We start from the raw sequence: 25,887 nt of genomic DNA, 5'->3' as shown, positions 1-25,887 counted from the left end.
GGAAGTCTTAGCCGTCCAGCCGGTCCCCGACCCGCTCAAGCAGACAGACCGCGTGCGCACAGATTCCTTCTTCCGCGCCGGTAAACCCCATCTCCTCCTCGGTCGTCGCCTTGACGTTGACGTTGCCCGGATTGGTAGCGCAGGCAACCGCGATGTTCTCCCGCATCTTGCTGACATATGGCTTCAGCTTCGGTTCCTGCGCCACCACTGTTGCGTCGATGTTTCCGATCTGCCAACCCATCTCCTCCATCACCAGGCGCACCTTGCCAAGCAGCCGAAGAGAATCGGCATCCTTGTATGTCTGATCGCTGTCCGGGAACAGACAGCCGATGTCACCAAGTGCAAGCGCACCGATGATCGCATCCATCACTGCATGCAGCAGGACATCCGCGTCCGAATGTCCCAGCAGCCCGAGCGTGTGCGGTACCTTTACCCCACCAAGCACCAGCCTGCGGCCTTCCACGAGCTGATGTGCGTCATATCCATGCCCAATCCTGAAATCCATCATTGTTCCTCCATCTGTCGTTCTGCCAGAGCCTGCGCAATCAGCAGGTCGACTGGCGTCGTAATCTTGAGATTCGTATATTCCCCCCGGGAGAGATAAACCTTCTGCCCAATTGCCTCCAACATCTGGCAGTCATCTGTAAAATCCTGGCCTGCCTCCCGGGCGGACTGCGCCGCTTCCCGGTACCGGCCGAGCCGGAATACCTGTGGGGTCTGCACCGCATAAAGGGTTTGACGGTCGGGGGTCGCGCAAATCATCCGGTCGGCGTCTGCCACTTTGATCGTATCCACCACCGGCACCGCGGCGGCGGCAGCTCCGTAACGGATCGCGCTGAGCACCGCATCGGCGATCACCTGCTGGGAGACAAGCGGTCGGGCGCCATCGTGCACCGCAAGATAGTCCGCTTCCCCGCTGACCGCTTCCAGCCCCTGCATGACCGACTGCTGGCGGGTCTGCCCGCCGGCAACCACCGAACGTACCTTGCCGATCCCATAGCCGTTGACCAAAGCAAGCACATCGGGAATGTCGTCCGAACGGGCCACTACCACCAGTTCATCGATCCAATCGCTCTGGCTCAAAGCCTGCATGGAGCGCACCAGCACCGGCACCCCGCAGACCTCCTCAAACTGTTTATCCAACCCATTCATCCGGGACGCGCTGCCGGCCGCCGGGATCACCGCCGATACAAACGGCTTTTCCCACTCCTGTTTTGATGCCATCCTTCCGCTCCTCCCATCGTTTCATCCACCCGCGCGGTTCCGCTTGCCAGTGATCTCCCGGATTTCCAGACGGATCACCGCCACTTTCGAAAGGGATGCCCGAATATAGGCGTTCTGTGTTTCCGCCATCGACGGGGTCAGTCTGCCGCAGAGCAGCTCAAGCGCCCGCACTTTCTCCGCCTCTTCCTCGACCAGCGACGCTCTCCCCTGCACGATCGCGCTTTCATAGCGGGTGGTGAACTTCTCCTCGATGACCTGCCCCGAACCCACCACCGTAAAGGATGCCTTCGGGTTTTCCCGCAGAAAATCGAGCTTCTGCCCCTCCTGCGCACAATGGATATAAACCGCATTATCCTGCGGTACATAGACATGATTGACCGGTACCCCGTACGGCTGCCCATCCGGCGAAACCAGCGAAAGAACTCCATAACTGCTGCTGTCGAGCAGCCTGCGCGCCTCTCCCTGGGAAACCATCCGTTCGGCTCGTCTCATCCAGCCCACCCTTTCCAAAATTCCCGATCGTCACTCCCGCTAAAGTGACGGTATGTTGTACATTTTTCTTTATTATATCAGATTTGCCAGGCAGGTTGCAAGAGGATGCGTGTATTCCCGAACCTGAAACATGGGTAGGAAATCTGTGACCTGCGGAGCCGAGCCTGCAAACCGGTAATTTCATCCATTGATTCTTGCGCCTCTCTGTTGGTTGTGATAAAATCAAACTGACGAATCAAGCGTTATGGGGGATTGTTATGATTATTATTGCAATAATATGTACCATTTTAGGTGGTGCTCTCGGGGCATTTCTCGAACCTGTTTCTTTTTCTGTTTCCATTCCGATTGCGATTATGGGCGGCTTTATTCTAAGAGCAATTAAGGACAAAAAAGATTAGGGGCTGTTTGAAAAATCGAAACAGCCGTCTTGGATGTCGGGCAAAAGGTTCCTGGTGTCCGGCATTATCGACACGAATGGGAAAAGAGATGATATCCGCAACCGGTTGTAAAACCAGATTCTTCATGGTACAATGGTTGGGACAGGGGGCATGTTTCCGACGCAGCAAACACGTCCATGACCCACAGGGAAATCAAAAAGGAGGTTGTTCGGATGAAATACACCAAAGAAACCCTGATCGGCGAAGCGCTCGATCAGGACCTATCCCTCTCGAAATATTTTATGGAAATGGGGATGCACTGTCTGGGATGCCCGGCCTCGCGCGGCGAATCCATCGAGGAGGCCTGCATGGTACATGGGGTCGACTGCGAAGCGCTCCTGAAAAGGCTGAATGCCCATGCAGGTTGAACCAACGGCGCTCCGCCTGCCCAAACTCGATGCCCGCCTTTCTGCGATCGCTTCATTGGTGCGTCCGGGGGTACGGTGCGCCGATATCGGGACCGATCATGGCCACCTGATCGCGTGGCTTGCCGCCAGTGGGCGGATTCTATCTGGATTTGCGTGCGATATTAACCGCAAGCCGCTTGATAAAGCGGCTTGTTCGCTGTCGGAATACGGCGTATCGGACCGCGTGAAGCTGATTTTGTGCGATGGGCTTTCGGGGCTGCATCCGGGCGAGGTGGACGATATTGTAATCGCCGGAATGGGCGGCGATCTCATCTGGGAGATTCTGTCCACCCAAAGCTGGACCCGCGACCCGTCTCTGCGGTTTCTGCTTCAGCCGATGACCAAAACCGAACGCCTCCGGCGCAGCCTGTGGGAAAACGGATTCGAGATCCTGCGGGAAGAACCGGCGGAAGCCGGCGGATTCCCATATACAGTCTTGCAGACAGCCTATACTGGGAAGGTGCGCCACCCTTCCCAGATCGAGGCATATACCGGCCTGCTCTGGCAGGACAGCCGCCCCGCAGCGATAAACTATCTCGAAAAGGTCACGCGGCAGGTGCGGGAAAAGGTGGAGGGGCTGTCCGCCAGCACCCAAAACCGGGAAGAATATATGTCATACCGAACTTTACTGACAGAATTGGAAAGCAGGTGTAAAAAATGACCGTACAAGACGTATACAATAAAATTGATCAGGCCGCACCGTTCTCGCTGGCAATGGAATTCGACAATCCCGGCCTTCTGGTCGGCGACCCTTCCGAAGAGGTAAACGGTGCGCTGGTTGCGCTCGATGTGACCGACGAAGTGATCTCCGAGGCGGTATCCAGAGGCGCGAACCTGATTGTCACCCACCATCCGGTGATCTATTCCCCACTGAAACGGGTGACTTCCGACCTGCTGGTCTGGAAACTGGCGCGCGAAAACCTGTCGGTTATCAGTGCGCATACCAATCTGGACATCGCTCGGGGCGGTGTAAATGACATCCTTGCCGAAAAACTTGCATTGTCCGGGGTAGAAACGCTTCCGCCCGACCACATGGTGCGGGTCGGGACTGTCGAACGCGGGATGACTCCACCCGAATTCGCCTATTATGTGAAGCGCATGTTGGAGCTTCCCGCAGTGCGGTACTGCGACGGCGGGCAGGCGGTCGAACGGGTCGCAGTCTGCGGCGGAAGCGGCGGAAGCTGTCTGGAAGAGGTCATTGCAAGCGGCGCACAGGCGTTCGTGACCGGTGATGTCAAGCACAGCGTGATGCTCGAAGCCGTACATCGTGGGATCACCCTGATCGACGCAGGGCATTATGGCACCGAGCATCATGTACTGGGGTATCTGTCCGGACTGGTGCGGGATGCGTTGGGTGGAGATGCTGTTGCAATTGCCCGCAGTGACGCTGATCCCGCGACCGTCATCTAAGAGAACGAATTGGAGAAGCATATGAAACCAGTTTCGCTCAGCAAAACTGAATCTTACGACCTTCCGCAGATGCTGGAAGCAGTTCGGCGCCACCTGGATCTGCTGGACTTCCGGATTGACCCTGGTTCCAAAGTTGTGGTAAAGCCAAACCTGATTATGCGCTGCCGCCCCGACCGGACGGCAACCACCAACCCAGTTGTAGTGGAGGCAGTGATCCGGTCAATCCAGGCCATGGGCGTGTCGGACATCACCATTGCCGACAGCCCCGGCGGTCTTTACACCCCGCAGGTACTCGCCGCAAACTATGAACAGACCGGGATGAAGGCGGTCGCGGAGCGATGTGGGGTCGCACTGAACCTTTCCTGCGGTTCGAGGACGGTGCGGTACGAAGAAGGCCGGCTCTGCCGCGCATTCGATCTGATCGACCCGATTGCGGGCGCGGATGTGGTTATCAACCTCTGCAAACTGAAAACCCACTGCATGACTACCCTCTCCTGCGGGATCAAAAACCTGTTTGGTTGCATTCCAGGGCTGCTCAAGCCGCAGCTCCACTACCGGTTCCCAGACGGGAGACAGTTCGCGCAGATGCTGGTCGACCTGTCCCTGCTGGTCAGGCCGTCGCTGACTCTGGTGGATGCGGTGGACGCGATGGAGGGAGACGGTCCGACCGGCGGCAGCAGGCGGCACATCGGACTGACCGCTGCCGCTGTGGGGGATGGGCTTTATGCCCTCGACCTGATGATGGCGCATCTGATCGGCCTGGGGCCTGGGCAGGTTCCAATGCTGGCGGATGCGGTTGAGCGGGGACTATGCCCCGCCCGTTGGGAACAGATCGAGCTTACCGGGGACCCGGATGCGCTCTCCTGTGCAGTGACTGACTTCGTCATGCCTGTGAGCAAAACGCTCGATTTTACAGGAAATGTGCCGCGCCCACTCGCCGGACTGATTCGCCGGCTGGAACCGCGCCTCGCCCCTCGCCCGCAGGTGCGCGGGAAAGACTGCGTTGGCTGCGGAAGGTGTGCCGAAAGCTGCCCTGCAAAAACGATTGTGCTTGAAAACCGCAGGGCAAAGATCGACCTTTCCAGCTGTATCCACTGCTTCTGTTGCCATGAGATGTGTCCTGTCAAGGCGATCGACATCAAAACAACCCGCATTTTCCGGTTTCTCTCAAAATCTTGAATCCATCTTTTCTGTACAAAGGGGAATCCAGCATGAAAAAAACACAAATAATGGCTGCTGTTCTGCTGATACTGTTTGTTCTTTCGGCGTGCAGCTCCCGCAGTGAAAATCCTGCTCAGGCGGCTTCCGTCTCCCCCGAACCGACGGGCAGCAGTCAAGCCGAACCGCAGCCGGACGATCCTCCCGAGGAGGAGCTTTCCGAGCTGCCTGCTGTGGTAGGCAGCTATACCTTCGAAGTGCGCGGTGTGGAACCGCAGAACTACCCTGCCCTGGAAATCTATGCGGATGGGACATTCCGTTTTACTGCGAATCTGCTCAACTATCTGGGGCATTTCGAAGGAGGCTGTAAAGTCGACAATATGCAGGTCACGCTGACTGTGGATACGGTCGATTTTGAGGGGTTTACTGCGGACCAGGTCGGAGAGATTTACTTTGAAGTTGCAACTGGCAATGATCTGATCTATATGGGGAATGACTCGGAGGAACAGGCCATCGGCGTCACCAACCCGTATGACCTCTTTAAGCGCCAGAAAATGAATGCCGGAAAAGAACCGGAAACTTCCTCCGCAGAGGAATCCAGGGTTTCGATCAAACTGGTCAGCAACACGAGTTATGGTGAGAAAGAGCTAAGCGAACAAGCGGCGGTCGGGCCGATCCTTTCTATGTTGGAAACGCTCTCCCCCCTTTCCGACACCGACGACCTGATCGAAAAACGAGAAGGCAGCCCTTCGATCAACCTGACAATCATCCGGGATGGGAGCTCTGAACAATGGATCATCTTTCCCGGGACACCCGAATCAATCGGCGAGGAGGTTACAGTCCTGTTTGGTGAAAACGGACAGTCCTCGACCGATATCGGCCTATTCGAAATGTTGAACGGCATCCTGGTTTCATGAATGCACCAAAAAAGGGATTCGACGGTTTACCGTCGAATCCCTTCTCTTTTTTCATCCCAGTCGATGAAACGATGTTCTCTTAAAATTTCAAAATACCGGATCAACCGCGGCAGCAGCGGTTCCGCCTGTTCCCCGAACTGCTCCCGCACCGCCTCCGAGATGGCATAGACCGACCGCTCTCCGTCGATCATCTCCCAGACAAAGCTGCCATACCGGTCGAGCGCAATCCGGCTCTGCTTCGGACGCCCCAGAAACTGCGCAATCCGGTCAAAAAAACCGGTATGCACCACTGTGACTGTCACCATTCCGTCTTCGCCCTTTTCCCAGGAAAAAGACGGGTTCCTACAGGGGATAAAATCCAGATAATTCTGCTTCTGTCTGGCCATCGGCTCAACCAATGCGGCTCGCTTTGCGCCAGATCGAAAATTTAAGCACCGACAGAATCAAAAGCACGAAAAAGACGAGGGAACCAATACTGCCAAGGGAAAGTTTTTCTGAAAGGTCAAGCACTGCGTCAAGATAGACCGGCTCACCGAGGGAGTCTACACCGACTTTGATAACCGCAAACACCGCAAGCAAAACACCGACCAGCCCTTCCCCGGCAATCATACCGGAGGTGTAGAGAATACCGCTGTCAATCGCATCTTTGCGTGCCTCGTCCGAGCGGGCCTTCCGACGCTCAAACCAGAGGCGGAGCAGGCCGCCCGCCATGATCGGTGCACTGAGGTGGATCGGCAGGTAAAGCCCGACCGCGAACGGGAGCACCGGAATCCGCAGAATTTCAAGCCCCACCGCGATACCTGCACCGGCAAACACCAGTGTCCATGGAAGGTTCCCGTTCATGACCCCTTCTACCACCATCTTCATCAGCATCGCCTGCGGGGCGGGCAGCTCTGTCAATCCGAATCCCCATGCGGCATTCAGCAGATAGAGCACACCGCCAAGTGCCAGTGAGGCGGCAACCACTCCGATCAGCTCCCCGATCTGCTGTTTTCTGGGAGTCGCGCCGAGGATATAGCCGGTTTTCAGGTCCTGGGAGGTATCCCCCGCGATTGCCGCGATGATGCAGATAACCGACCCGATCGCGATTGCGCCGCTCATGCCATGTCGCCCAACATCTCCGGTATATTTCAGCAGGATGGTGGAGAGCAGCAGGGTCGCGATAGCCATGCCCGAAACCGGATTGTTGGACGATCCGACCAAGCCCACCAGCCGCGCGGAGACTGTCGCAAAGAAAAAACCGAACAGAGCGATTGCAACCGCTCCAAGCAGGGTCACTGGGATGGCAGGCGCCAGCCAGATAACGATGATAATGACCGAGATGATGACTGCAATCAGCCGCATCGGCAGGTCATCATCGGTGCGCAGCGAACTTTTGGAAGAGGGGCCCCGGTTGTAGCTCTGAACCGATTGCAGAAAGGTCCGGCCGATCAGCGGCAGCGATTTTGCGAGACTCAGGATGCCGCCGGTTGCTACCGCCCCCGCTCCAATATATTTGATATAGTTGTTCCAGAGTGTCGAGGGATCCATCGTGGAGACCGGGTCTGTGCCGGGAAAGATAATCGACACCCCGCCAAACAGCGAGATCAGCGGCATCAGAACCAACCAGCTCAGGATACCGCCCGCCATCATATAGGAGGAGATGCGGGGTCCGCAGATGTACCCGACGCCGAGCAGCGCGGGCAGGACATCAATCCCAACTGCGGCACCTTTATAGCTTTTGAGGTCGTAGTTGACCTTGCTCGGAAAAAGCTTCAGGCCATCCGCAATAAATTTATAGGCTGCTGAGATGCCAAGGCCGGCAAAAACCGTGGTGGACTGGGAACCACCGCGTTCCCCGGCGAGCAGTACTTCCGAGCAGGCGGTTCCCTCCGGATAAGGAAGGACGCCATGCTCCTGTACGATCAGGGCCTTGCGCAGAGGGATCATGAAGAGAACCCCGAGCAGACCTCCACAGAGTGCAATCAACGAAATTTCAATCAGGGACGGGCTGGAGACACCCCACTCGGCCGCCCACATGAACAGCGCCGGGAGGGTAAAGATCGCGCCTGCCGCGACCGATTCACCAGCAGAGCCGATCGTCTGCACCATATTATTTTCAAGTATTGAATCCTTGCGCAGCAATACACGAATAATCCCCATCGAGATCACTGCGGCGGGAATCGACGCCGAAACGGTCATACCAACCCGCAGCCCGAGATAGGCGTTCGCCGCACCAAAAAGCACAGCGAGCAGGATTCCAAGAACTACCGAGGTCGCGGTGAATTCCGGGACGATCCGATCAGCGGGGATGAATGGTTTGAACGAGTTATTTTTCTCCATCTGTTTTACCACTTTCTTTTGGATTGAGGGGAGCGATCAGTTCCGTACGGCAAAACGAACCATCAGACGGTTCCTTTCACAACTCAAATGGCTGCCAGTCCGATTGATGGCATGTCCGAGCCTATTTTTCCACATTTTTACCGCGCGATTCATCAAAAGAAGAATGACACCGCAATGCGACGCATTGCGGTGTAAACCACAAATCTCCGGTCAGATCAACTCGATTGCGTTCGTAATAATCTGGAAGGTTTTTCCGATCGAATCCAGCTTCCAGAACTCATTGGTCTGATGATAGGTGACCGGGTCTTCCGGGAAAAGTGCACCGAACGCGACTGCATTTTCAAAAGCGCGCGCGTAGGTACCGCCGCCGCATGAAACGGGCGGAAGATCTGTCCCGGTGCACTCCTGGAAAACCCTTTGCAGAGTCTGCACGAGCGGGGAGTCCTTTTTCACATAGAGCGGCGGCATATAGGAAGTGTTGCGCGTCTCAAAGCCGAACTGCGCTGCTGCTTTTTCGGCGGCTCCGACTACCTGTTCGAGTGGAACGGTGACCGGAATGCGCAGGTCACAGCAAAGGCTGGCGTGCTTTTCATCCACATGAGCAATTGCGGGATTGATTGTCGTGCAGCCCGAAGGCTCGTCCGAAAATGCGATTCCAAGCCCCTCGGCGGTCGCGATTCCGGCGAGCGACAGGAATGGATGCTCTATCCCCTGCGCGCGGAGCTGTGCGCACAGTTTCAAAAGGGCGTTTTCCCCCTTATGCGGCTCCATTGCATGGGCCGCGCGTCCCTCCGCCTCATAATGTTTCCCTGCAAATTCCGCTTCGGCAAATGCGGGAACAATATTGTACATCTGCCCACATTGGAGCGAAAGAGGCGGGATCGAATCATCGAGGTCACGGTGAAAATCCAGATGCAACAGACCCTTTTCAGCGAAGGTCACAGGATACTCCGAGTCCGGGGTGAATGCACAGTCAGGCAACTCTTCAGTCTTTTTATACCGTTCAATACACCGCCATCCACCAGCTTCTTCGCTGCCGCCCAGAATCAGGCGCACCCGTTTGCCGAGATTTACGCCGCTGGCAGCGATCGCCTTCATTGCGTAGAGTGCGACCATCGCAGGACCCTTATCATCCGACACGCCACGCCCATATAACTTTCCGTCAATCACAGTACCATCGAATGGATCAGCAACCCATCCTTCCGGATCGACCGAAACGGTATCGAGATGTGCGACGACCGCCACCAGCCGTTCTCCCTCACCCATCTCGATCCAGCCCGCATATCCATCGAGATTTTTGGTGCGAAAGCCAAATTTTCTGCCGAGATCCAACATATATTCGATTGCATCGTAGATGCCCTGTCCCAGCGGAGCCCGCTCGCTTACAGGACCACAATCTCCATTCACACTTCTAATTTTGAGCAGACCTTTTAGATCATTGATAAACTGGGCTTCCTCCCATGGATATTGTTTCATAGTTTCGCTCCTTTGCTGTTTCAGTCAATACCACTTTATCTATTATATTGTCCAAAAAATCGTTTGTAAAGCCTTGTCTGAAAAATGTTCCAAATACCTGACCGAAAAAAGTAATTTTGTGCCTCCTGGTAACCTCTTTTATCAAAAATGTGGTCCCGCAAAAATACAGTCCATGCATGGTGGATTTTAACTGGTGTCCAGGGAAAGCTATCATTGCATGGTTTCAAAAGAATGTTTTTGGAATCCCCGGCAGATTTGCCGCAGCAAGATGGTTATAAGCATCCGATTTCATAGCGAAAAATAGTTGGCAGGTGATTTTTTTGGTGGTGGTTGCCGCAAAAGATCCGGACAAACAGCTTTTTAAACTGCTTCAGTGTCACGGTGGACGGATTTCTCTTTTGAATGTGCGTACCCTGTCCGCAAAACTGGAAGGGGAAACGCCTGACCTGGTGTTCGCAACTGGACCGCGGTTTCCGCGTCTCTCCTGCGAAAACGCAGTTTTGATTCTGCGCAATGGCAGAGAACTACCCGTGGGACCCGTCAACCGGCACGCAATCGCAATTCTGAACAGTTCCGACCCGCGCACGCTCAAGCAGGCTGCGAGCCGTCATCTGCCCGCGCTGACCTGCGGACGCCTGAGTTCTGACACCTTTACCCTCTCCTCGCTGACCCCGGACAGCGCAGTGATTTCTCTCCAGCGCCCGGTGCACGCATTTGATGGCTCCACTGTCGAACCATTTGAACTTCCTGCCGCATTTTCTTTTCCCCCCGATCCGTTCTGCCTGCTTGCGTGTGCCGCCATTTTCTGTCTGCTTGGCAAAAAAAATCCGCTCGCGGGGTTGAGCCGCTGGCATCTGAGCCTATAGCACCTGCTATCCAGAGCAATGATTGCAGATCCGATCTTATTTTTTCATAGAAGGTACAGCCCATTCAAAGCAACCTCCCTGACTTTTTAATCGGGATAAGCTGAAATCTGGATACACACACAAGATTTGTCAGTGATAATCCATTCCCTATGGACGATACTAGTACTGCAAACGCAATCAATTCTACCAAACGATTTTAAGGAGTGTATATCATTATGGCTAGTAACAAACATGTTGTCCCCGAGGCGAAAGATGCGATGAACCGTTTCAAGATGGAGGCGGCGAACGAAGTCGGCGTCAACCTGAAACAGGGCTACAATGGTGATCTGACCTCCAGACAGGCTGGTTCGATCGGTGGCCAGATGGTCAAAAAGATGATTCAGGCATACGAGAACTCGATTAAGTAAACCCTACCGGACAGTTCTATGATATAGTCAACATCCTTGAAACCCATTCTGCTTTCAAGGAAGGGGACAAGGCGTACCTGTTGACTATATAAGACGAAACAGAGCCGTCAAAGTCGGCTCCCTGCGGGCAAAAAACGCAGGCTTCAAAAGAAAGTAATGATCCTTTTGAGGTTTTTCGACTATAAAACCGGGTGGAAAAGCAGTTTGCTTTTCCACCCGGTCTCTGTTTTTAGGGAGCGTGCTTTCAAATTGATCTATTTTACATTTAAGTTCATAACACAGAAAAAAGGACAAGCAAAAACAAACCGCTTTTTGCTTGTCCTTTTCCGCATTCTGTCTGATAACCGCTCTGTTTTTATGTTGCCTTAAAAAGTTGAGATACGGCAGACTATTTCATCATGCTGGCAACTTCATCCGCAAAGTTCTCTTCCTTTTTCTCAAGGCCCTCGCCCTTCTCATAGCGGACAAATCCAGTGATCTTAATCGAACCGCCAAGCTCTTTTGCAGTCTGCTCGGTATACTGTGCGATGTTAATATCGCCATTCTTTACAAATGCCTGCTCAAGGAGGCAGTTCTCCTTGTAGTATTTTCCGATTCTACCATCAACCATCTTCTCGATGATATTTGCAGGCTTGTTGCTGAGCTTCGGATCATTCGAAATCTGCGCCTTGAGAATCTCCTTCTCATGCTCGATCACGTTAGCCGGAACAGCAGCGGAATCCAGATATCCCGGATTGATTGCCGCAACCTGCATCGCAACATCTTTTGCGTAGGCACCAAAGCCTTCTTTATCGGCAACATCCGAATCAAAGGTAACCATAACACCGATCTTACCGCCGCCATGGACGTAAGTGGTCAAAACACCCTCCGCATAGGTGAAGCGGCGAATCTTCATGTTCTCACCAATCGTGAGAACTTTGTCACGCAGCTCTTCCTCGACCGTCAGATCAGAACCAACCGCTTTCATCGGCAGAAGCTCTTCCACCGAAGCAGGTTTATTTGCCGCAACTGTTTTTGCACAGGAAGTGACAAACTCCATGAACTTTTCGTTCTTCGCGACAAAATCAGTCTCCGAGTTGACCTCGATCACGACGCCCACTTTTGTTGCCTCGTCGACCATCGCAAGTACAACGCCCTCAGCCGCAATCCTGCCAGCCTTTTTGGTAACAGCTGCGAGTCCCTTTTCACGGAGCACCTCGATTGCCTTATCCATATCGCCGTCGGTCTCGGTAAGTGCCTTTTTGCACTCCATCATGCCGACGCCGGTTTTCTCTCTCAACGCCTGTACGTCTTTCGCTGTAAAAGCCATTTTATTCAAACCTCCATTCTATCGTTTCCGCACAATCGAATTTACTCCGCTGCCGCTTCCTCTTCTTTCTCTGCAGCAGCTTCTGCGGATTCCGCACCCTGACGGCCTTCAATGATTGCATCAGCCATTGTAGCAGAAAGCAGCTTAACCGCACGAATTGCGTCATCATTGCCCGGGATTACATAGTCGATTTCGTCCGGATCACAGTTGGTATCGACGATCGCAACGATCGGAATACCAAGCTTTTTCGCTTCTGCAACCGCAATCTTCTCTTTTCTGGGGTCGACAATAAACATTGCTGCCGGCAGCTTCTTCATATCCTTGATACCGCCAAGGAACTTTTCGAGCTTCTCGATCTCGAGGTTGAGCTTGCTGACCTCTTTCTTCGGCAGACGGTCAAAGGTTCCATCCTCTTCCATCTTGCGCAGCTGTGCGAGACGGTCGATTCTGCGGCGGATGGTCTTGAAGTTGGTCATCATACCGCCCAGCCATCTGGCATTTACATAATAGGCGCCTGCGCGAGTCGCTTCCTCACGGACCGAATCCCCCGCCTGTTTCTTGGTCCCGACGAACAGGACATTCCCGCCATTTGCGGCAAGGTCGCGGACAAACATATAAGCCTCGTCCAGTTTCTTGACTGTTTTCTGGAGGTCGATAATATAGATGCCATTTCTCTCCGTAAAGATATAACGTGCCATTTTAGGGTTCCATCTTCTGGTCTGATGACCAAAGTGAACGCCCGCCTCCAACAGTTGTTTCATAGATACTACGCCCATGATAAATTCCTCTCTTTCGGTTCATTTCCTCCATCACGCTTTCGGCTCGCCCTATCATCCCCGTGAGGACACCGACAAAACGATGGCATGATGTGTGTTTTGCTGACAATCGTTCCATATCAGCCGTAATATAATACCATAACCAGAAAGGAATTGCAAGAGGGTGCGGTGCATTTATCCGGAATAGTTTGTGTAAATTTCCAAAAAAAATTCCGCAGCAGCAAAAACTGTGCGGAATAAAGTCCAATCTGCTTTTTAATCTGCCTGACAGATTTTTGAAAACGGGGTTTCAATCGCCTGATGCGGGCAGGCTTTCGCACAGTTCCCACAGCGGATGCACTCCGGACTATTCGGAGTTTGGTGAACCGGTATATCCAAGCCGCATGTCCTCTGGCAAAGACCGCATGCCGTACATTTTTCAGCATTGATCCGATAACGATAGAACGCGATCGGGTTAAAAAGCCCGTAAATCGCACCGAGTGGGCAAAGATACCTGCAAAACGGACGATAGATCAGCATGGACAGAACCAGCAGAACCACCAGAATCAGATTTTTCCATGCAAACAGCCACCCGATCGTCTGCTGTAGCGAGGGGTTTGCAGAGACAAGCGGCCATCCGCCAAACAAGGTGCCGGATGGACAGATATATTTGCAGAACCATGGTTGGCCCTGCCCGATAAAATTCACTGCATAAAGCGGCAAAAGGATCACAAACCCCGCCAAAATCAGGTATTTGAGAAATTTCAGCCAGCGATCCCCCGGAATTTTCCGGAACTTTTTGGGAAATGGGATTTTGTGGAGAAGGTCCTGTACCAGTCCGAACGGGCAAAGCCAGCCACAGACAAACCGTCCCAAAACCGCCCCGAACAACAGGAGAAAACCCGAAACATAAAATGCAAATTTGTAGTTTCGATCCGCAAGCACAGCCTGAAGGGAACCGATTGGGCAGGAACCAAGCGCTCCTGGGCAGGAATAACAATTCAAACCGGGGACGCAAAGGGACTTTGCCTTTCCTGTGTAAATCTTACCACGAAGAAATCCTGCCAGATAGCCATTTATTAATGCGGTAAAACCAATCTGCACCAAAAGGCGCAACCGGTTTCCCGCTTGTTTCAGATGATTACCCAATTCCGATACACTCCAAACAGATATTTGCCGCTTTCGTAAACACAGTATATACCTCTCCGCGCAGGATGCCAGCAACGATCATAGCTGCGCCGACAATAAGCAATGCCGCGGCCTTCCAGTTAGCCTGCACCGGCTTCACTATGCACCATCTCCAGACGTTTTTGAATTTCCTCCGACCACTTGTCCTTTGTGCGGGCACCAAGGTGAGGTTCCCCCACCAGGTTCCCCTCTTTATCCACAAAAATGGTTTCGGGCACCGCCTGCACATATCGCAGTTTTGCATAGATCAGATCAGTAGACGGCATCAGGTGGAGATAGTCCGCACCGGTCTCTTGGATAATTTCCTTCGCCAAATCCACCTGTGACTGGACCACATTCCAATTCTGGTCATAAACGTCCATCAAAATACCGATAATCTGCACTCCCTGATCCGCATATTCCTCTGCGAGCACACCAAGGTCTGGCATCTCCCCGAGGCAGGGATTGCAGTAGGTCGCCCAAATGTTTATCATGGTCAGGTCAGCATTCGAAAAAATTTCCTGCGTGACCTCATTGCCATCCAAATCGGTGGTTTTAAAATTCTTCAGGGTTGGTTCATCCGGATTGGCATCTCCGGACGTATTTTCTGAAGAGGCAGGCTCCTCCACCTGTGCAGAAGCAGACGAGGATGCAACGGGTTCACTGCTCTGCTCCTGTCCTCCCCCTGACTTCGCACATGCAGACGACGACAACACCATAAGTGAGGCCAGCATCACCAGAAGCAACCGGTTTTTATTGAACATCATACGCAAATCCTCCCATATCCAATCGGAGCAATCCAGTTCTGAAAGCTCCTGTTTTCAGTCATTGGTCAACCCGCTTCCAAATAACATGTCACTTCGAAGCGATTTGGCTATATGTATGCCCATCTTCAAACGAAAAGTAGCCAAAACTGCGCATCGAAAGAAAGTCGGTTTCGGTAAAGATGATATGATCTGTCAGCTTGATCTGCACTGTTTTCAAGGCTTGGTAAAGCTCGTGTGTGACAGAAATATCCGCATTTGAAGGATTCACCAGTCCCCGCGGATGGTTATGAGAGAAGATGACAGACACCGCCCGGAACCGAAGCGCCAGTTCAACAATGTTGCGGATATAAACTGACGCCATATTTATGGTTCCCTCACCCACAATATCGCAGTAGGAAACTCTCCCCTTGTTATCCAGAAAAAGGACACAGATATTTTCCCGGTTCGATCTGCCGATGAACTTCGGACGCAGATATTCCACCGCCTGCTCTGTTGTTTGAATTACCGCACCTTTTTTGTTGTATGCGTCAAGATAATAACGGCAGCCGGATGCAAACAGTTTGATCAGAACAGCAGCGTTCTCACCGATTCCCTCTACCTCGCAAAGCTCTGGAACCTCCGCATCAAATACAGCAGTGATGTCCCCAAAATACTGGATCAAACGATGTGCCAAATCATTGGTATCTCTTCGGGGTATCGCATAAAACAGGATTAGTTCCAGCACCTCATGCGGTTCAAACCCATCCAGGTCCTCTTTCAAAAAGCGTTTTTTGAGCCGCTGCCTATGACCATCATGATAGCCGGACATCCTTTACACCACCCGACCTGTTTCTTTTATTCCGGAAGCTTTCTGCTTCCGGGCTTCACCGCCGGCAGCTTCCCCTCACGGCAGAGCGGGCAATCCTGCGCTTCCCACGAGACGACCTCTACCGGATAAACCGCCTTGAACGGGAACCCAAAGTCAACAGCCCCGTTGCTGCGGTCGACGATCGAGCCAATCCCGACCACCACGCCGCCCAACGATTTCACCAGCTCGGCAACCTCTTTGACCGAACCTCCAGTGGTCACAACATCTTCGACGAGCAGGCAGCGCATTCCAGGCGTGACCTCAAACCCGCGGCGCAGTTCCATCTTACCGTCAACCCGCTCGGTGAAGAAATTTTCGCACCCAATCTGCCGGCTGACCTCGTAGGCCATCTGTACTGCTCCCATCGCGGGACCAATCACGACATCAATTTTTTCATCCTGATAAAGCTCTGCAAGCGCACCACAAAGCTCCTCACTATATTTCGTATGCCGGAAGATTTTGGCACACTGCATATATTTGTTGGAATGGCGGCCGGATGTCAGAAGAAAGTGCCCTTCCAGCAGCACACCGGACTCTTTTAAAATCTCTTCTACTCTTTCACGTGTAATCATATATACAACCTCTTTCTGAATTGTTATGGCGGCGCAAACCTTTGCTTCTGCGCATATTATAGCAAATCCTTCGTTTTTTGCCAATAGAATCTACCGTATTTTAAAAAAATATGCTATAATGGCTGTAAAAAGAGCTGGTATCACAATTACGGCCAGAAGATATGCAGGTTTCCGCTCTGGTAGCCAATTCCAGCAAACTGCTGCAAAAGCAGCGTTTCGAATCCTGAGAACGGAGGAACTTATGAAGGAATTCACAATCAATGCCAATGATGCCGGCCAGCGGGTAGATAAATTCCTAACCAAAGCGGTCCCGCTTCTGCCGCAAAATCTGCTTTACAAATATATCCGGCTAAAACGGGTAAAGCTGAATGGCAAGCGCTGCGAAATTTCCACTCGTTTGGCGGAAGGGGACCTCCTTGCCCTCTACATCAACGATGAATTCTTTTCTCCTCCGCAAAAATGTCTGGAATTCTTATCGGCTCCCATGCGGCTTGACATTTTATATGAGGACGACAACCTTCTGCTGGTAGACAAGCGCCCGGGGCTTGTCGTACATGAGGACGACAGCCGCCTTCCTGATACCCTGATTAATCGAATCCTGCACTATCTCTATCAAAAAGGAGAATACCAGCCCGGGCAGGAAAACAGCTTTGTCCCCGCTCTCTGCAACCGGATTGACCGGAACACCGGCGGGATCGTGATTGCGGCAAAAAATGCCGCCTCCCTGCGCGTGCTGAACCAGAAGATCAAAGACCGGGAACTGCAAAAACTCTATCTCTGCATCGTCCATGGAAGGATGCCAAACACTTCCGATACCCTCAAGGGATACCTTGTCAAAAACAGCGAAACCAATACCGTTACGGTTTCAGAGCGCCCGCTCAAAGACGGCCGGACGATCCTCACCCGTTATCGCGTCCTTGCAGAGCATGGCCACCGGTCCCTGCTTGAAGTCGATCTGCTCACCGGCCGTACCCACCAGATTCGGGCACACCTGGCTTCTATCGGGCATCCGCTGCTCGGGGATGCAAAATATGGACATCAACGCGACAATAAGGGAACCGGACACAAGTTTCAGGCGCTTTACTCCTATAAACTAACCTTTCGATTCCGCACTGATGCCGGGATTCTCAACTATCTGGACGGAAAAACATTTACGGTCCCAAAGGTCTGGTTTCAGGACGAATTTAATGATATCGAAAAGACATCCCATCGGATCATATGATCCGATGGGATGTCGCTTTCTTATGCACTGACGGGGATCGACTCACAGCGGGACTCGCAGGTGACGATAGCACCGGTGGGGCATCCTGTGACGCACTTGCCGCAGTTGATGCATTTCTCCGGATCAATCGAAGCGACATTATCTGTCACAGTAATCGCGCCCTGCTCACAGGCTTTCTCGCACTTCTTACAGCCGATGCAGCCATTTTTACAGACCTTGCGTGTTACAGCGCCCTTATCCTTGGAACTGCATCCAACATAGATCGTGTTGGTAGCAGGGATCACCGAGATCAGATGGTTCGGGCACACCTTGGAGCACATTCCGCAGCCGACGCAAACCGACTTATCCACAACCGCGATTCCGTTTACAATCGCAATCGCTCCATACTGGCAGGCGTTCATGCAGTCGCCAAATCCGAGACAGCCGAACTGGCAGCTCCCCTTGCCGTTATAGAACATCTTGCTTGCCGCACAGGTCTGTTTGCCCTGATAATCCATGCTGTCCTCGGTAACATTACAGTTTCCCGAGCAGTGGACAACCGCGTACTGCGGCTTGACCTCTTCGGCTACAACACCCATTGCAGCGCTGACTGCCGCCGCAGTCCCTGCACCGCCAGGGATACAAAGGTTGGTTTTTGCACCGCTGTGCGCGACCGCTTTTGCATAGTCATCGCATCCGGCGTATCCGCACGCACCGCAGTTTGCGCCCGGAAGCTCTGCGCGGATCGCATCAAACAGCTCATCGGCGGGCATTGCCATCACCTTTGCGGCAATCACGAGGATCACAGAGCAGACAAGGCCGATCCCGCCAACAATTACGACTGGTAACAACATCTTTACTACCCCCTATCAATGGAACAGGCCGTCAACGATGCCGCTGAAGCCCATAAAGCTGACCGAGCAGATCGCTGCCGCAGTCAGGGTGATCGGGATTCCCTGATATGCCTTCGGGATCGTCCTGGCTGCGTCAACACGGGAACGGACGCCCGAAAAAAGCACCATCGCCAGCATGAAGCCCAGACCGGAACCGACCGCATTGACCATCGACTCGGCAAAATTGTAGCCTTCATCCAGATTGAGGATGGTAACGCCGAGCACCGCACAGTTGGTGGTAATCAGCGGAAGATAGATTCCCAGTGCAGCATGCAGGGATGGGATGTACTTTTTCAGCGCAATCTCGATGAACTGCACTAACGCCGCAATAATCAGGATGAATGCGATCGTCTGGAGGTAGGCCAGCCCATTTGGGAGCAGAATGTATGTGTAGATCGGCCAGGTTGCAGCAGTGGCCAGCGCCATGACAAAAGTTACCGCAACGCTCATGCCGAAAGCGGAATCCAGCTTTTTGCTGACGCCCAGAAACGGGCAGATTCCAAGGAACCGGGAGAGCACGTAGTTATTGAGCAGTACCGCGCTGATCAGAATAATTGCAAATTGTTTCATGCGTTACAGCCTCCTTTTTGGGCAGCTTTGCAGGCCGCAGCCGACGGGCAGCCTTCACAGCCAAACTCTTTTTTCTTGATCGCTTTGCCTTTGGTCAGGAAGTTGACCAGCGCAACCAGCGCTCCAAAGACCATGAAACCGCCGGGAGCGAGCAGGAATACGATGATCGGATTTTCCCAGTGGAGGTTGATGCCATTCTGAATGCCGATCCAGGAAGCACCGGACATCCAGGTCCCGTTGCCGAGGATCTCACGGACAGAACCCATGCAGAAAAGCGCAAGCGTAAAGCCGATGCCCATGCCAAGGCCATCCAGTGCAGAGGAGATTACGTCGTTTTTGTTTGCGAACATCTCGGCGCGGCCGAGGATGATGCAGTTTACAACGATGAGCGGCAGGAATACGCCGAGCGCGCTGTCAAGCGCCGGGGCATATGCCTTGACCAGGAACTGGACGATGGTCACAAACGCCGCAATGACAACGATATAGCAAGGGATGCGGACGGTGTCCGGGATCACCTTTTTGAGCAGAGAGATTACGATGTTGGAGCAGATCAGAACAACGGTAGCCGCAAGGCCCATGCCAAGCCCATTGATCGCCATGGTGGTGACCGCAAGGGTCGGACAGGTACCGAGGATCAACACCAGAACAGGGTTTTCTTTGATAATACCATTGGTCAATGTTGCCAGATAACTTGGTTTCGCCTTTGTAGAATTAGCCATTATACACCCTCCCCTACGCGTTTACGCTGTCGAACGCGGTATAAGCAGTCTGTACGCATCTTTTAAATGCATTGGACGAGATGGTTGCGCCGGTGATCGCCTGCACGCCCTCAACACCGCTGGATTCCACCCCAACAAACCGCTGGATGAAATCCGCCGAACCGGTTTTGGAACCAAGTCCCGGGGTTTCACTGTTGTCAAGCAGCTTTGCGCCCGTGACCTTTCCATCAGAGCTGATGCCGACCATAATCGTATATGCACCGCCAAACCCCTTGTCCTGCACTTTAAATGCATAACCAAGCCCACTGTCGTCCTTGGCCACAGTAAGCACGCCTTCCAGTTCAACTGGAATCTCGGTAAACGATGCCGCACCCGGCAGCACCTCGATCATCGCCGCATCCGAAGCTGCTTTTTCAGAAGCCGCAATCAGAGGAGCTGTCGCGGTATAGGTTGCGCCGAGCAGCGCCGAGCAGACAATACAGATAACCGTCAGAACAATTACAGGTTTTGTCATATTCATAAATCGCACGCCTCCCCTTATTTGTTTTTCTCTGCAAAGACAGCGCCAAACGGTTTGGTCATCGTGAGGCTGTCGATGTGCGGAGTCAGAATGTTCATCAGAAGGATCGCAAAGGACATTCCTTCCGGATAGGAACAGAATGTGCGGATCACCATCGTGATGAAGCCGATACCGATACCAAAAATAATCTGGCCTTTCGGAGTGACCGGGCTGGTCGAATAATCGGTCGCCATGAAGAATGCACCGATCATAACACCGCCGGTGAGGATTGAGAAGATCGGATCCTGTCCAAAGAGAAGCGCGAACACAAAGACGCTGCCGATCACCGAGACCGGGATATGCCAGGTGATGATGCCGCGCCAGATCAGGAATACACCGCCGATGATGAGCGCGATCGCGCAGGTCTCACCCAGCGAACCACCATGCTGCCCGAGCAGAAGCTGCATAAATCCGGGTTTTTCGACAACATGGCTGCTAAGCGGGGTCGCCGCTGCAAGATAATCAACACCCATGACATTGCACATCGCACGACCGGGGGTAGCACTTGCAACGGTATCCGCAACGCCATGCAGGGGCGCAACCCAGTTGGTCATTGCGGTTGCGAACGAAACCAGCAGGAAGATACGGGCAGTAGCCGCCGGGTTTGCGAAGTTGCAGCCGATGCCGCCGAACAGGCATTTGACCACAACGATCGCAATAAACGAACCGACAATGGCCATCCAGAGCGGAAGCGTAACCGGGACATTAAATCCAAGGATCATGCCGGTGACAACTGCGCTGCAATCATGGATACTGCTCTGGGTTTTGGTCACCATACAGAAAAGCTGCTCAAAAACCACACAGGAAATCACACAGGTTGCCACCAGTACGAGTGCAGGAAAGCTGAAATAATAGAGCGCTGCCAGAAGGGACGGAAGCAGGGCGATTGCCACTGTGAGCATGACCTTCTGGGTATTGATCGAATCTTTGACATGTGGGGACGGGGTCATCATCAGCTTGGAGCTGACCGCCGATTCCGTCTGTACCACCTGATTTTCAGTGTTTGTAGCCAAAATAAGCCCTCCTATCTTATTTTTTCGCCGAAGCCGCACGAACCTTCTGTTTTGCCAGTTTGTTTGAGAAGGTCAGGTTCCGTTTGGCGGGGCAGACATACGAACAACAACCGCATTCCATGCAGAGCATGACCTTCAGCCGGTTCAGCATTTCGATATTGTCGTTTTGGGCGGCAAGTTCGATCTGACGCGGCTGGAGCTGGTAGGGGCAGGTGTTCATGCAGCGCCCGCAGCGGATGCAGGGGCTTTCCGGCTCGATAATCGCGCGCTCCGAGCTGAATGCGAGCAGAGCATTGTTGTTTTTGAGTACCGGATAGCTGTCGCTGTAAACGAGAATGCCCATCATCGGACCACCCATAATCAGCTTTTTGGCAGGCTTTTTATAACCGCCGCAGAAAGCGATAACATCCGCATAGCGGGTACCGATCGGGACAACCACATTTTTCGGCTCAGCGATCGCATCCCCATCGACGGTCAGGCATTTGGTGACCAGCGGCATCCCTGTGCGCAGGTACTGCCCGATAAACGCGACCGAAGTCACATTGTCCAGGATGACGCCAGCATCCGCAGGCAGCATCCCCTCTTTGACCACCCGCCCGGTCGTCTCGAAGATCGTGACTTTCTCGGCCCCCTTCGGATAGAGGGATGGCAGACTGCAAACTTCGACGCTGGGATCGTTCGCAGTTTCTTTTTTGAGCAGTTCGATCGCCTTCGGTTTGTTGTTTTCAATGCCGATCTTCACCTGTTTGACCCCGATGAACTTTTTGATTGCCGCAATTCCGTCCAGAATATCCTGCGTACGCTCAAGCATCGTGCGATAGTCGGAAGTAATGTAGGGTTCGCACTCCGCCGCGTTGATGACCAGTGTATCGACCGCATCCAGATTTTTGGGGTTCATCTTGATGTGGGTCGGAAAACCTGCGCCGCCAAGCCCCACCAGACCGGAATTCTTGATCGCCTTGACAAAATCCGCGTGGGTTTCCACAACAGGCGGCTTCACATTTTCATCCACTGTCTGCTCGCCGTCAGCCGCAATGACGACGACCTGGCATTTCGACCCGTTGGCGACCACGATCTCGCTGATCTCCTTGACGGTGCCCGAAACGCTCGAATGGATCGGTGCGGAAAGGAACGCATCACTGTCGCCAACCAGGGTCCCGACCTTTACGGTATCCCCCTTTGCGACGACCGGCTTACACGGCGGTCCCATGTGCTGTGACATCGAAATGCAGACTTCCTGCGGGATCGGCATCACAACACTAGGGCTGTTTTCCGTGTTTTTGAAGTGTCCGATTTTCGCACCCTTCATGGTTTTTTGCAAAAAACTCATTTCCCTTTTCCTCCTTGAGATTTACATTGCAAATTATCATTGAAGCACTTGAAAAGAAGCATTCTGATTCTTTTCAAGCCTGCGGCGAGACTGCCGCAGGCGGCTGCTGACAGCAGCCCTGTTCAGATTACAGAATCATCCAACACGCCCTGCGTGCTTCTGCCTGCCGCTTAAAAACAAGCTCTTCTCTTTCAGTATGTTGACTATATCACAATTCTGGCGTTGGAACATCAAAAAAAGATTCTGTTCAGATGCGGCAGGAGCTGCCGCAAGAGTATGCCGGTCAACAGCCCCATCCCCACTCCGGAGATCATCAAAACCGGCAGGTAATAAAACACCGCGCTGCTTTCAAGGATCAGAGCTGCCACAGAAATCTGCCCGACATTGTGGGACACCCCTCCGGAAATGCTCAAAAAGGTATGGCTCAATCTGTTGCGGCCCAGCTTTTTCAGCAGCAGCATCATCGCCACCGAAAGCAGCCCCCCGGAAAGGCTCAGACACGCACCAACCAGTCCGCGGGTCAGGAGGACAAAAAACGCCTTCAGCCCTGCCAATAAAAAGGCTTCCCGCTTACCCATGCAGAACAGGCAATACATGGTTACGACATTGGAAAGCCCCAGCTTGATCCCCGGAATCGGGACTAGTCCGGAAAATCCGGCTTCTACAAGGTTAAGCACAATCGAAAGCGCGAACAGAAGCCCCAGAAGCGCAGGTCTTGCCGCTTTGTATCTCATGGCGTCCCCTCGAACTGGTAGACACCAGTCTGATCTGCCGGAAAAAATCTGTCTTTCAGATTTTCCGAAACATAAACCCGGTTTTCCAGATCAACCGCCACCAGGCCACAATCAAAGTTATTCAGATTCTCAACCACAAATTCACGCCCCATGATGAACAGCCAGGTTGACATAAAATCGGCGTACGCACCGTCCGGAGAGATTACCGAAACCGACATCAGCCCCTCCTGGGCAGGATAACCGGTTCTCGGGTCAAGGATGTGGTGGTAACGAACCCCACCCTGCTCAAAAAAGCGTTCGTAATCTCCTGACGTAGCGATCGTAAGATCTGGGATCGTGACAACCCCAAAATATTGGTTGGGCGTGCCTCTCGGGTCACGGATGCCAAATTTAAAGGGGGTTTTGTCCGGCTTTTCCCCGATCACCATGATGTTCCCCCCGATCGACAGATATCCGGACTTGACACCGCATTCCTGTGCGATTCTTCTGGCAACATCGCAGGCATACCCTTTGGCGATCCCCCCAACATCCACCGCCTGCCCTTCCCGGGCAAGCCGGACAGATGCAGAATCTGGATCGAGCTGAACGTCCTGATAGCCCACCAACGCGAGCAGTGCATCAATCCGGCTCTGCTCCGGAACCTGCGGATGATCGGAGGTAATCCCCCATGCAGAAGCGAGCGGCGCGATGGTCACATCAAAAATGCCGCTTGTTTGTTCCGCATATGCAACGCTGCGGGAAAGCAATTCATATGTATCTTCCGAAAGCTGGACTGCGTTTTTCCCCGCATTCCGGTTCAACTCGCTGATCTCTGAATCCTCCAAATGCATCGACATCCGGGATTCAATCGAGGAAAGCTCCTGCGCAACCATATCTCTTGCCTCTTGCGCATGCTTCCCATAGAAACTATATTGCACGACAGTGTCCATCACGAATGAGGTTCCTGTTACCAGACGGTTTGCAGACGCCCGTTCCAGCGCTCCAAGCACCAGGGCGATCCCCAAAGCAGAGATCAGGAGTGCAACCCATTTCTTTTTTACCATTCCGTCCCCTCATTCAACTACTTTTTCCCAGCCTGCCCTCACGAAAACACCCCGCGGGCAAGCGGGGTGTTTCCCTAAGATACAAGCCGAACAGCTTATTTATCGCAATCGCAATGATCGTCCCCGCAGTCCTCTTCCAGATCGAACTCGAGCAGTTCACCGCAGTTCGGGCAGGTAGTCTGCCCCTCTTCCAGCATGTCGGAGTCGATGCAGACAGTGTCCCCGCAGGTCGGGCAGCAGACTTCGTAGAGGTCGCCGTCCAGATAATCGTCATCCTCATCGTCCTCACAGCCGCAGCCACACTCATCATCGAGGTCATAGAAATCCTCTTCCAGGCTCCCCAGATCCTCGTCGATCGTTTCCACCTGCTCACTCAGTTCATCAATCTGAGCCTCCAGGTCGGAAATGGTAAGAGACATATCATCTATCGCACCAATCAGCGCATTGATAATCTTCCCCTCTTTGGTAGAATCATCAATGCCCAGCCCCTCGGCCAGTCCCTTGATATAAGCAGCTCTTTCGGTAATTGTCATAGCAGTTACCTCCCTTTTTTATAAAATATCACAATAATCGAAAAAATCTGTAATTATGCGCGCTCCATATATTCACCGGTACGGGTATCCACTTTGATGTGATCCCCTTCCTCGATAAACAGCGGAACCTTGATCTCAGCGCCTGTCTCGAGCTTTGCGGGCTTGGTAGCATTGGTCGCGGTATCGCCTTTAAAGCCGGGATCGGTCTCAACGACCTCCAGCTCTACAAAGAACGGGGGCTCCACACCGAATACATTCCCCTTGTAGGAAAGAACCTTGCAGTCCATATTTTCCTTGACAAACTTGAAGTTGTCCCCAAGGGTATCTGCGGAAATCGGGATGTTCTCATAGGTCTCATTATCCATAAAATAATAGAGATCGCCGTCCTGATACAGGTACTGCATGTCCTTTCTCTCGACAAACGCAGTCGGAAATTTTTCGGTCGGGCTGAAGGTTTTCTCAGTCACCGCACCAGAAATGACATTCCTGATCTTGGTTCTGACAAACGCTGCGCCCTTTCCAGGCTTCACATGCTGGAACTCGATGATCTGGACAACATTTCCATCCATCTCAAAGGTCACGCCATTCCTAAAATCGCCGGCAGAAATCATATTGTTACCTCCAAAAGTTATGATACAATCCTTGATGTTCCCCGATTCCAGGCAGGGCAACGCTGTATCAATGATTAACACTCTAATTTTATAGCAAAATCACAAATATTGCAAGCCCTTTTGCGGGGAATCTGATAATTTATTCTGT

At 52.9% G+C, this 25,887-nt stretch carries 32 protein-coding genes; 9 read left to right on the top strand and 23 right to left on the bottom strand.

All coding sequences use genetic code 11. The features are described from left to right. Nucleotides 1-7: 7 nt before the first annotated feature. Genes ispF through D5269_RS01490 form a run of 3 tightly spaced genes read right to left on the bottom strand, consistent with a single transcriptional unit; the run spans nucleotide 8 to nucleotide 1,716 of the window. Nucleotides 8-505 carry a 2-C-methyl-D-erythritol 2,4-cyclodiphosphate synthase gene (ispF, locus tag D5269_RS01500; RefSeq protein ID WP_016315442.1) on the bottom strand — a complete coding sequence of 166 codons (498 nt, stop codon included), beginning with the start codon at nucleotides 503-505 and terminating at the stop codon, nucleotides 8-10. Beyond that, nucleotides 505-1,224: a 2-C-methyl-D-erythritol 4-phosphate cytidylyltransferase gene (ispD, locus tag D5269_RS01495; protein ID WP_016315441.1), complete on the bottom strand. Its 720-nt coding sequence runs from the start codon at nucleotides 1,222-1,224 to the stop codon at nucleotides 505-507. Before ispD ends, ispF begins: the two co-directional genes overlap by 1 nt. Nucleotides 1,225-1,245: 21 nt before the next feature. Further along, complete coding sequence (locus tag D5269_RS01490) at nucleotides 1,246-1,716, bottom strand: pyridoxamine 5'-phosphate oxidase family protein (protein ID WP_016315440.1); 471 nt, start codon at nucleotides 1,714-1,716, stop codon at nucleotides 1,246-1,248. A 257-nt stretch (nucleotides 1,717-1,973) separates the two neighbouring features. Here D5269_RS01490 and D5269_RS01485 point away from each other — a divergent pair, with 257 nt between their 5' ends. From D5269_RS01485 to D5269_RS01460, 6 genes are all read left to right on the top strand, one after another. After that, the gene (locus D5269_RS01485) at nucleotides 1,974-2,114 is read left to right on the top strand and encodes a hypothetical protein (protein ID WP_158604803.1); all 141 of its coding nucleotides are present in this window, start codon (nucleotides 1,974-1,976) and stop codon (nucleotides 2,112-2,114) included. A gap of 212 nt (nucleotides 2,115-2,326) precedes the next feature. Beyond that, nucleotides 2,327-2,521, top strand: a complete 195-nt coding sequence (locus tag D5269_RS01480) for a DUF1858 domain-containing protein (protein WP_016315438.1) — start codon at nucleotides 2,327-2,329, stop codon at nucleotides 2,519-2,521. Next, nucleotides 2,511-3,221, top strand: a complete 711-nt coding sequence (locus D5269_RS01475) for a class I SAM-dependent methyltransferase (RefSeq protein WP_158604802.1) — start codon at nucleotides 2,511-2,513, stop codon at nucleotides 3,219-3,221. Before D5269_RS01480 ends, D5269_RS01475 begins: the two co-directional genes overlap by 11 nt. After that, entirely contained in the window at nucleotides 3,218-3,970 is a 753-nt protein-coding gene (locus tag D5269_RS01470; protein ID WP_120481791.1) for a Nif3-like dinuclear metal center hexameric protein, read from the top strand. The genes D5269_RS01475 and D5269_RS01470 overlap by 4 nt, the downstream gene beginning before the upstream one ends. Nucleotides 3,971-3,991: 21 nt before the next feature. Then, entirely contained in the window at nucleotides 3,992-5,149 is a 1,158-nt protein-coding gene (locus D5269_RS01465) for a DUF362 domain-containing protein (protein WP_120481789.1), read from the top strand. A gap of 32 nt (nucleotides 5,150-5,181) precedes the next feature. Continuing rightward, nucleotides 5,182-6,045 (top strand): hypothetical protein, encoded by an 864-nt coding sequence (locus D5269_RS01460; RefSeq protein WP_120481787.1) that lies wholly within the window; start codon nucleotides 5,182-5,184, stop codon nucleotides 6,043-6,045. A gap of 26 nt (nucleotides 6,046-6,071) precedes the next feature. On the opposite strand, the gene D5269_RS01455 is transcribed toward D5269_RS01460, so the two are convergent. From D5269_RS01455 to D5269_RS01445, 3 genes are all read right to left on the bottom strand, one after another. Beyond that, entirely contained in the window at nucleotides 6,072-6,350 is a 279-nt protein-coding gene (locus D5269_RS01455; protein WP_242828986.1) for a PqqD family protein, read from the bottom strand. Between the two features lie 85 nt (nucleotides 6,351-6,435). Further along, nucleotides 6,436-8,367: an oligopeptide transporter, OPT family gene (locus tag D5269_RS01450; RefSeq protein WP_120481785.1), complete on the bottom strand. Its 1,932-nt coding sequence runs from the start codon at nucleotides 8,365-8,367 to the stop codon at nucleotides 6,436-6,438. 210 nt (nucleotides 8,368-8,577) lie between these two features. After that, on the bottom strand, nucleotides 8,578-9,843 hold the full coding sequence (locus D5269_RS01445) for a Sapep family Mn(2+)-dependent dipeptidase (protein WP_120481782.1): 1,266 nt from the start codon (nucleotides 9,841-9,843) through the stop codon (nucleotides 8,578-8,580). A 326-nt stretch (nucleotides 9,844-10,169) separates the two neighbouring features. Between D5269_RS01445 and D5269_RS01440 the strand changes: the two genes are divergently transcribed. Both D5269_RS01440 and D5269_RS01435 read left to right on the top strand, forming a co-directional pair. Continuing rightward, nucleotides 10,170-10,709: a hypothetical protein gene (locus D5269_RS01440; protein WP_166545115.1), complete on the top strand. Its 540-nt coding sequence runs from the start codon at nucleotides 10,170-10,172 to the stop codon at nucleotides 10,707-10,709. A 215-nt stretch (nucleotides 10,710-10,924) separates the two neighbouring features. After that, on the top strand, nucleotides 10,925-11,116 hold the full coding sequence (locus D5269_RS01435) for an alpha/beta-type small acid-soluble spore protein (RefSeq protein ID WP_016315429.1): 192 nt from the start codon (nucleotides 10,925-10,927) through the stop codon (nucleotides 11,114-11,116). A gap of 388 nt (nucleotides 11,117-11,504) precedes the next feature. Here D5269_RS01435 and tsf read toward each other — a convergent pair whose 3' ends face one another. The 7 genes from tsf to pyrE form a co-directional block, all read right to left on the bottom strand. Further along, nucleotides 11,505-12,425, bottom strand: coding sequence for a translation elongation factor Ts (gene tsf, locus D5269_RS01430; RefSeq protein ID WP_016315428.1), 921 nt, complete (start codon nucleotides 12,423-12,425; stop codon nucleotides 11,505-11,507). A gap of 41 nt (nucleotides 12,426-12,466) precedes the next feature. Further along, nucleotides 12,467-13,201, bottom strand: coding sequence for a 30S ribosomal protein S2 (gene rpsB, locus D5269_RS01425; RefSeq protein ID WP_016315427.1), 735 nt, complete (start codon nucleotides 13,199-13,201; stop codon nucleotides 12,467-12,469). A gap of 255 nt (nucleotides 13,202-13,456) precedes the next feature. After that, nucleotides 13,457-14,185 carry a 4Fe-4S binding protein gene (locus D5269_RS01420; protein WP_347707281.1) on the bottom strand — a complete coding sequence of 243 codons (729 nt, stop codon included), beginning with the start codon at nucleotides 14,183-14,185 and terminating at the stop codon, nucleotides 13,457-13,459. A gap of 136 nt (nucleotides 14,186-14,321) precedes the next feature. Then, on the bottom strand, nucleotides 14,322-14,411 hold the full coding sequence (locus D5269_RS18830; RefSeq protein WP_347707283.1) for a CD1871A family CXXC motif-containing protein: 90 nt from the start codon (nucleotides 14,409-14,411) through the stop codon (nucleotides 14,322-14,324). Nucleotides 14,412-14,448: 37 nt separating this feature from the next. Beyond that, the gene (locus D5269_RS01415; protein WP_243126534.1) at nucleotides 14,449-15,114 is read right to left on the bottom strand and encodes a TlpA disulfide reductase family protein; all 666 of its coding nucleotides are present in this window, start codon (nucleotides 15,112-15,114) and stop codon (nucleotides 14,449-14,451) included. An 88-nt stretch (nucleotides 15,115-15,202) separates the two neighbouring features. Then, a complete protein-coding gene (gene radC, locus D5269_RS01410) occupies nucleotides 15,203-15,922 on the bottom strand; it encodes a DNA repair protein RadC (RefSeq protein ID WP_120481778.1) in 720 nt (239 codons plus the stop codon). A gap of 26 nt (nucleotides 15,923-15,948) precedes the next feature. Beyond that, nucleotides 15,949-16,533: an orotate phosphoribosyltransferase gene (gene pyrE, locus D5269_RS01405; protein WP_016315423.1), complete on the bottom strand. Its 585-nt coding sequence runs from the start codon at nucleotides 16,531-16,533 to the stop codon at nucleotides 15,949-15,951. 241 nt (nucleotides 16,534-16,774) lie between these two features. On the opposite strand from pyrE, the gene D5269_RS01400 reads away from it, so the two are divergent. Beyond that, nucleotides 16,775-17,755: an RluA family pseudouridine synthase gene (locus tag D5269_RS01400; RefSeq protein ID WP_120481776.1), complete on the top strand. Its 981-nt coding sequence runs from the start codon at nucleotides 16,775-16,777 to the stop codon at nucleotides 17,753-17,755. A 20-nt stretch (nucleotides 17,756-17,775) separates the two neighbouring features. Here D5269_RS01400 and D5269_RS01395 read toward each other — a convergent pair whose 3' ends face one another. The 10 genes from D5269_RS01395 to efp form a co-directional block, all read right to left on the bottom strand. Beyond that, nucleotides 17,776-18,588 (bottom strand): RnfABCDGE type electron transport complex subunit B, encoded by an 813-nt coding sequence (locus tag D5269_RS01395; protein WP_120481774.1) that lies wholly within the window; start codon nucleotides 18,586-18,588, stop codon nucleotides 17,776-17,778. Between the two features lie 15 nt (nucleotides 18,589-18,603). Beyond that, nucleotides 18,604-19,197, bottom strand: coding sequence for an electron transport complex protein RnfA (locus D5269_RS01390; protein ID WP_016315420.1), 594 nt, complete (start codon nucleotides 19,195-19,197; stop codon nucleotides 18,604-18,606). Continuing rightward, nucleotides 19,194-19,916, bottom strand: coding sequence for an electron transport complex subunit E (locus D5269_RS01385; RefSeq protein WP_016315419.1), 723 nt, complete (start codon nucleotides 19,914-19,916; stop codon nucleotides 19,194-19,196). The genes D5269_RS01390 and D5269_RS01385 overlap by 4 nt, the downstream gene beginning before the upstream one ends. A gap of 13 nt (nucleotides 19,917-19,929) precedes the next feature. Beyond that, a complete protein-coding gene (locus tag D5269_RS01380; RefSeq protein ID WP_016315418.1) occupies nucleotides 19,930-20,436 on the bottom strand; it encodes an FMN-binding protein in 507 nt (168 codons plus the stop codon). 17 nt (nucleotides 20,437-20,453) lie between these two features. Next, nucleotides 20,454-21,488, bottom strand: coding sequence for an RnfABCDGE type electron transport complex subunit D (locus D5269_RS01375; RefSeq protein WP_347707280.1), 1,035 nt, complete (start codon nucleotides 21,486-21,488; stop codon nucleotides 20,454-20,456). A 16-nt stretch (nucleotides 21,489-21,504) separates the two neighbouring features. Continuing rightward, nucleotides 21,505-22,818, bottom strand: coding sequence for an electron transport complex subunit RsxC (gene rsxC, locus D5269_RS01370; RefSeq protein ID WP_120481772.1), 1,314 nt, complete (start codon nucleotides 22,816-22,818; stop codon nucleotides 21,505-21,507). A gap of 230 nt (nucleotides 22,819-23,048) precedes the next feature. Next, nucleotides 23,049-23,552 carry a Gx transporter family protein gene (locus tag D5269_RS01365; protein ID WP_120481770.1) on the bottom strand — a complete coding sequence of 168 codons (504 nt, stop codon included), beginning with the start codon at nucleotides 23,550-23,552 and terminating at the stop codon, nucleotides 23,049-23,051. Continuing rightward, a complete protein-coding gene (locus tag D5269_RS01360) occupies nucleotides 23,549-24,595 on the bottom strand; it encodes an FAD:protein FMN transferase (RefSeq protein ID WP_120481768.1) in 1,047 nt (348 codons plus the stop codon). The genes D5269_RS01365 and D5269_RS01360 overlap by 4 nt, the downstream gene beginning before the upstream one ends. Before the next feature lie 95 nt (nucleotides 24,596-24,690). Further along, nucleotides 24,691-25,128: a CD1247 N-terminal domain-containing protein gene (locus D5269_RS01355; protein WP_120481766.1), complete on the bottom strand. Its 438-nt coding sequence runs from the start codon at nucleotides 25,126-25,128 to the stop codon at nucleotides 24,691-24,693. A 53-nt stretch (nucleotides 25,129-25,181) separates the two neighbouring features. Beyond that, entirely contained in the window at nucleotides 25,182-25,739 is a 558-nt protein-coding gene (efp, locus tag D5269_RS01350; RefSeq protein ID WP_016315412.1) for an elongation factor P, read from the bottom strand. Between the last annotated feature and the right edge of the window lie 148 nt (nucleotides 25,740-25,887).

The organism is Anaerotruncus sp. 1XD42-93 (assembly GCF_009917605.1).
Classification (GTDB): domain Bacteria; phylum Bacillota; class Clostridia; order Oscillospirales; family Ruminococcaceae; genus Anaerotruncus.
The sequence above is the reverse complement of the archived record's forward strand: the minus strand, read 5'-3'. Positions and strand labels throughout refer to the sequence as shown.

What these genes read in the sequence shown, in the direction of transcription:
- D5269_RS01460 (WP_120481787.1), top strand. Translation starts at nt 5,182, where the DNA reads ATGAAAAAAACACAAATAATGGCTGCTGTTCTGCTGATACTGTTTGTT.
- rpsB (WP_016315427.1), bottom strand. Translation starts at nt 13,201, where the DNA reads ATGGGCGTAGTATCTATGAAACAACTGTTGGAGGCGGGCGTTCACTTT.
- D5269_RS01465 (WP_120481789.1), top strand. Translation starts at nt 3,992, where the DNA reads ATGAAACCAGTTTCGCTCAGCAAAACTGAATCTTACGACCTTCCGCAG.
- ispD (WP_016315441.1), bottom strand. Translation starts at nt 1,224, where the DNA reads ATGGCATCAAAACAGGAGTGGGAAAAGCCGTTTGTATCGGCGGTGATC.
- D5269_RS01385 (WP_016315419.1), bottom strand. Translation starts at nt 19,916, where the DNA reads ATGGCTAATTCTACAAAGGCGAAACCAAGTTATCTGGCAACATTGACC.
- D5269_RS01415 (WP_243126534.1), bottom strand. Translation starts at nt 15,114, where the DNA reads ATGATGTTCAATAAAAACCGGTTGCTTCTGGTGATGCTGGCCTCACTT.
- D5269_RS01445 (WP_120481782.1), bottom strand. Translation starts at nt 9,843, where the DNA reads ATGAAACAATATCCATGGGAGGAAGCCCAGTTTATCAATGATCTAAAA.
- radC (WP_120481778.1), bottom strand. Translation starts at nt 15,922, where the DNA reads ATGTCCGGCTATCATGATGGTCATAGGCAGCGGCTCAAAAAACGCTTT.
- D5269_RS01365 (WP_120481770.1), bottom strand. Translation starts at nt 23,552, where the DNA reads ATGAGATACAAAGCGGCAAGACCTGCGCTTCTGGGGCTTCTGTTCGCG.
- D5269_RS01355 (WP_120481766.1), bottom strand. Translation starts at nt 25,128, where the DNA reads ATGACAATTACCGAAAGAGCTGCTTATATCAAGGGACTGGCCGAGGGG.
- D5269_RS01455 (WP_242828986.1), bottom strand. Translation starts at nt 6,350, where the DNA reads ATGGTGACAGTCACAGTGGTGCATACCGGTTTTTTTGACCGGATTGCG.
- efp (WP_016315412.1), bottom strand. Translation starts at nt 25,739, where the DNA reads ATGATTTCTGCCGGCGATTTTAGGAATGGCGTGACCTTTGAGATGGAT.
- D5269_RS18830 (WP_347707283.1), bottom strand. Translation starts at nt 14,411, where the DNA reads ATGATCGTTGCTGGCATCCTGCGCGGAGAGGTATATACTGTGTTTACG.
- rsxC (WP_120481772.1), bottom strand. Translation starts at nt 22,818, where the DNA reads ATGAGTTTTTTGCAAAAAACCATGAAGGGTGCGAAAATCGGACACTTC.
- D5269_RS01490 (WP_016315440.1), bottom strand. Translation starts at nt 1,716, where the DNA reads ATGAGACGAGCCGAACGGATGGTTTCCCAGGGAGAGGCGCGCAGGCTG.
- D5269_RS01390 (WP_016315420.1), bottom strand. Translation starts at nt 19,197, where the DNA reads ATGAAACAATTTGCAATTATTCTGATCAGCGCGGTACTGCTCAATAAC.
- D5269_RS01360 (WP_120481768.1), bottom strand. Translation starts at nt 24,595, where the DNA reads ATGGTAAAAAAGAAATGGGTTGCACTCCTGATCTCTGCTTTGGGGATC.
- D5269_RS01475 (WP_158604802.1), top strand. Translation starts at nt 2,511, where the DNA reads ATGCAGGTTGAACCAACGGCGCTCCGCCTGCCCAAACTCGATGCCCGC.
- D5269_RS01400 (WP_120481776.1), top strand. Translation starts at nt 16,775, where the DNA reads ATGAAGGAATTCACAATCAATGCCAATGATGCCGGCCAGCGGGTAGAT.
- D5269_RS01470 (WP_120481791.1), top strand. Translation starts at nt 3,218, where the DNA reads ATGACCGTACAAGACGTATACAATAAAATTGATCAGGCCGCACCGTTC.
- D5269_RS01435 (WP_016315429.1), top strand. Translation starts at nt 10,925, where the DNA reads ATGGCTAGTAACAAACATGTTGTCCCCGAGGCGAAAGATGCGATGAAC.
- D5269_RS01485 (WP_158604803.1), top strand. Translation starts at nt 1,974, where the DNA reads ATGATTATTATTGCAATAATATGTACCATTTTAGGTGGTGCTCTCGGG.
- ispF (WP_016315442.1), bottom strand. Translation starts at nt 505, where the DNA reads ATGGATTTCAGGATTGGGCATGGATATGACGCACATCAGCTCGTGGAA.
- D5269_RS01380 (WP_016315418.1), bottom strand. Translation starts at nt 20,436, where the DNA reads ATGAATATGACAAAACCTGTAATTGTTCTGACGGTTATCTGTATTGTC.
- tsf (WP_016315428.1), bottom strand. Translation starts at nt 12,425, where the DNA reads ATGGCTTTTACAGCGAAAGACGTACAGGCGTTGAGAGAGAAAACCGGC.
- D5269_RS01480 (WP_016315438.1), top strand. Translation starts at nt 2,327, where the DNA reads ATGAAATACACCAAAGAAACCCTGATCGGCGAAGCGCTCGATCAGGAC.
- pyrE (WP_016315423.1), bottom strand. Translation starts at nt 16,533, where the DNA reads ATGATTACACGTGAAAGAGTAGAAGAGATTTTAAAAGAGTCCGGTGTG.
- D5269_RS01450 (WP_120481785.1), bottom strand. Translation starts at nt 8,367, where the DNA reads ATGGAGAAAAATAACTCGTTCAAACCATTCATCCCCGCTGATCGGATC.
- D5269_RS01395 (WP_120481774.1), bottom strand. Translation starts at nt 18,588, where the DNA reads ATGTTGTTACCAGTCGTAATTGTTGGCGGGATCGGCCTTGTCTGCTCT.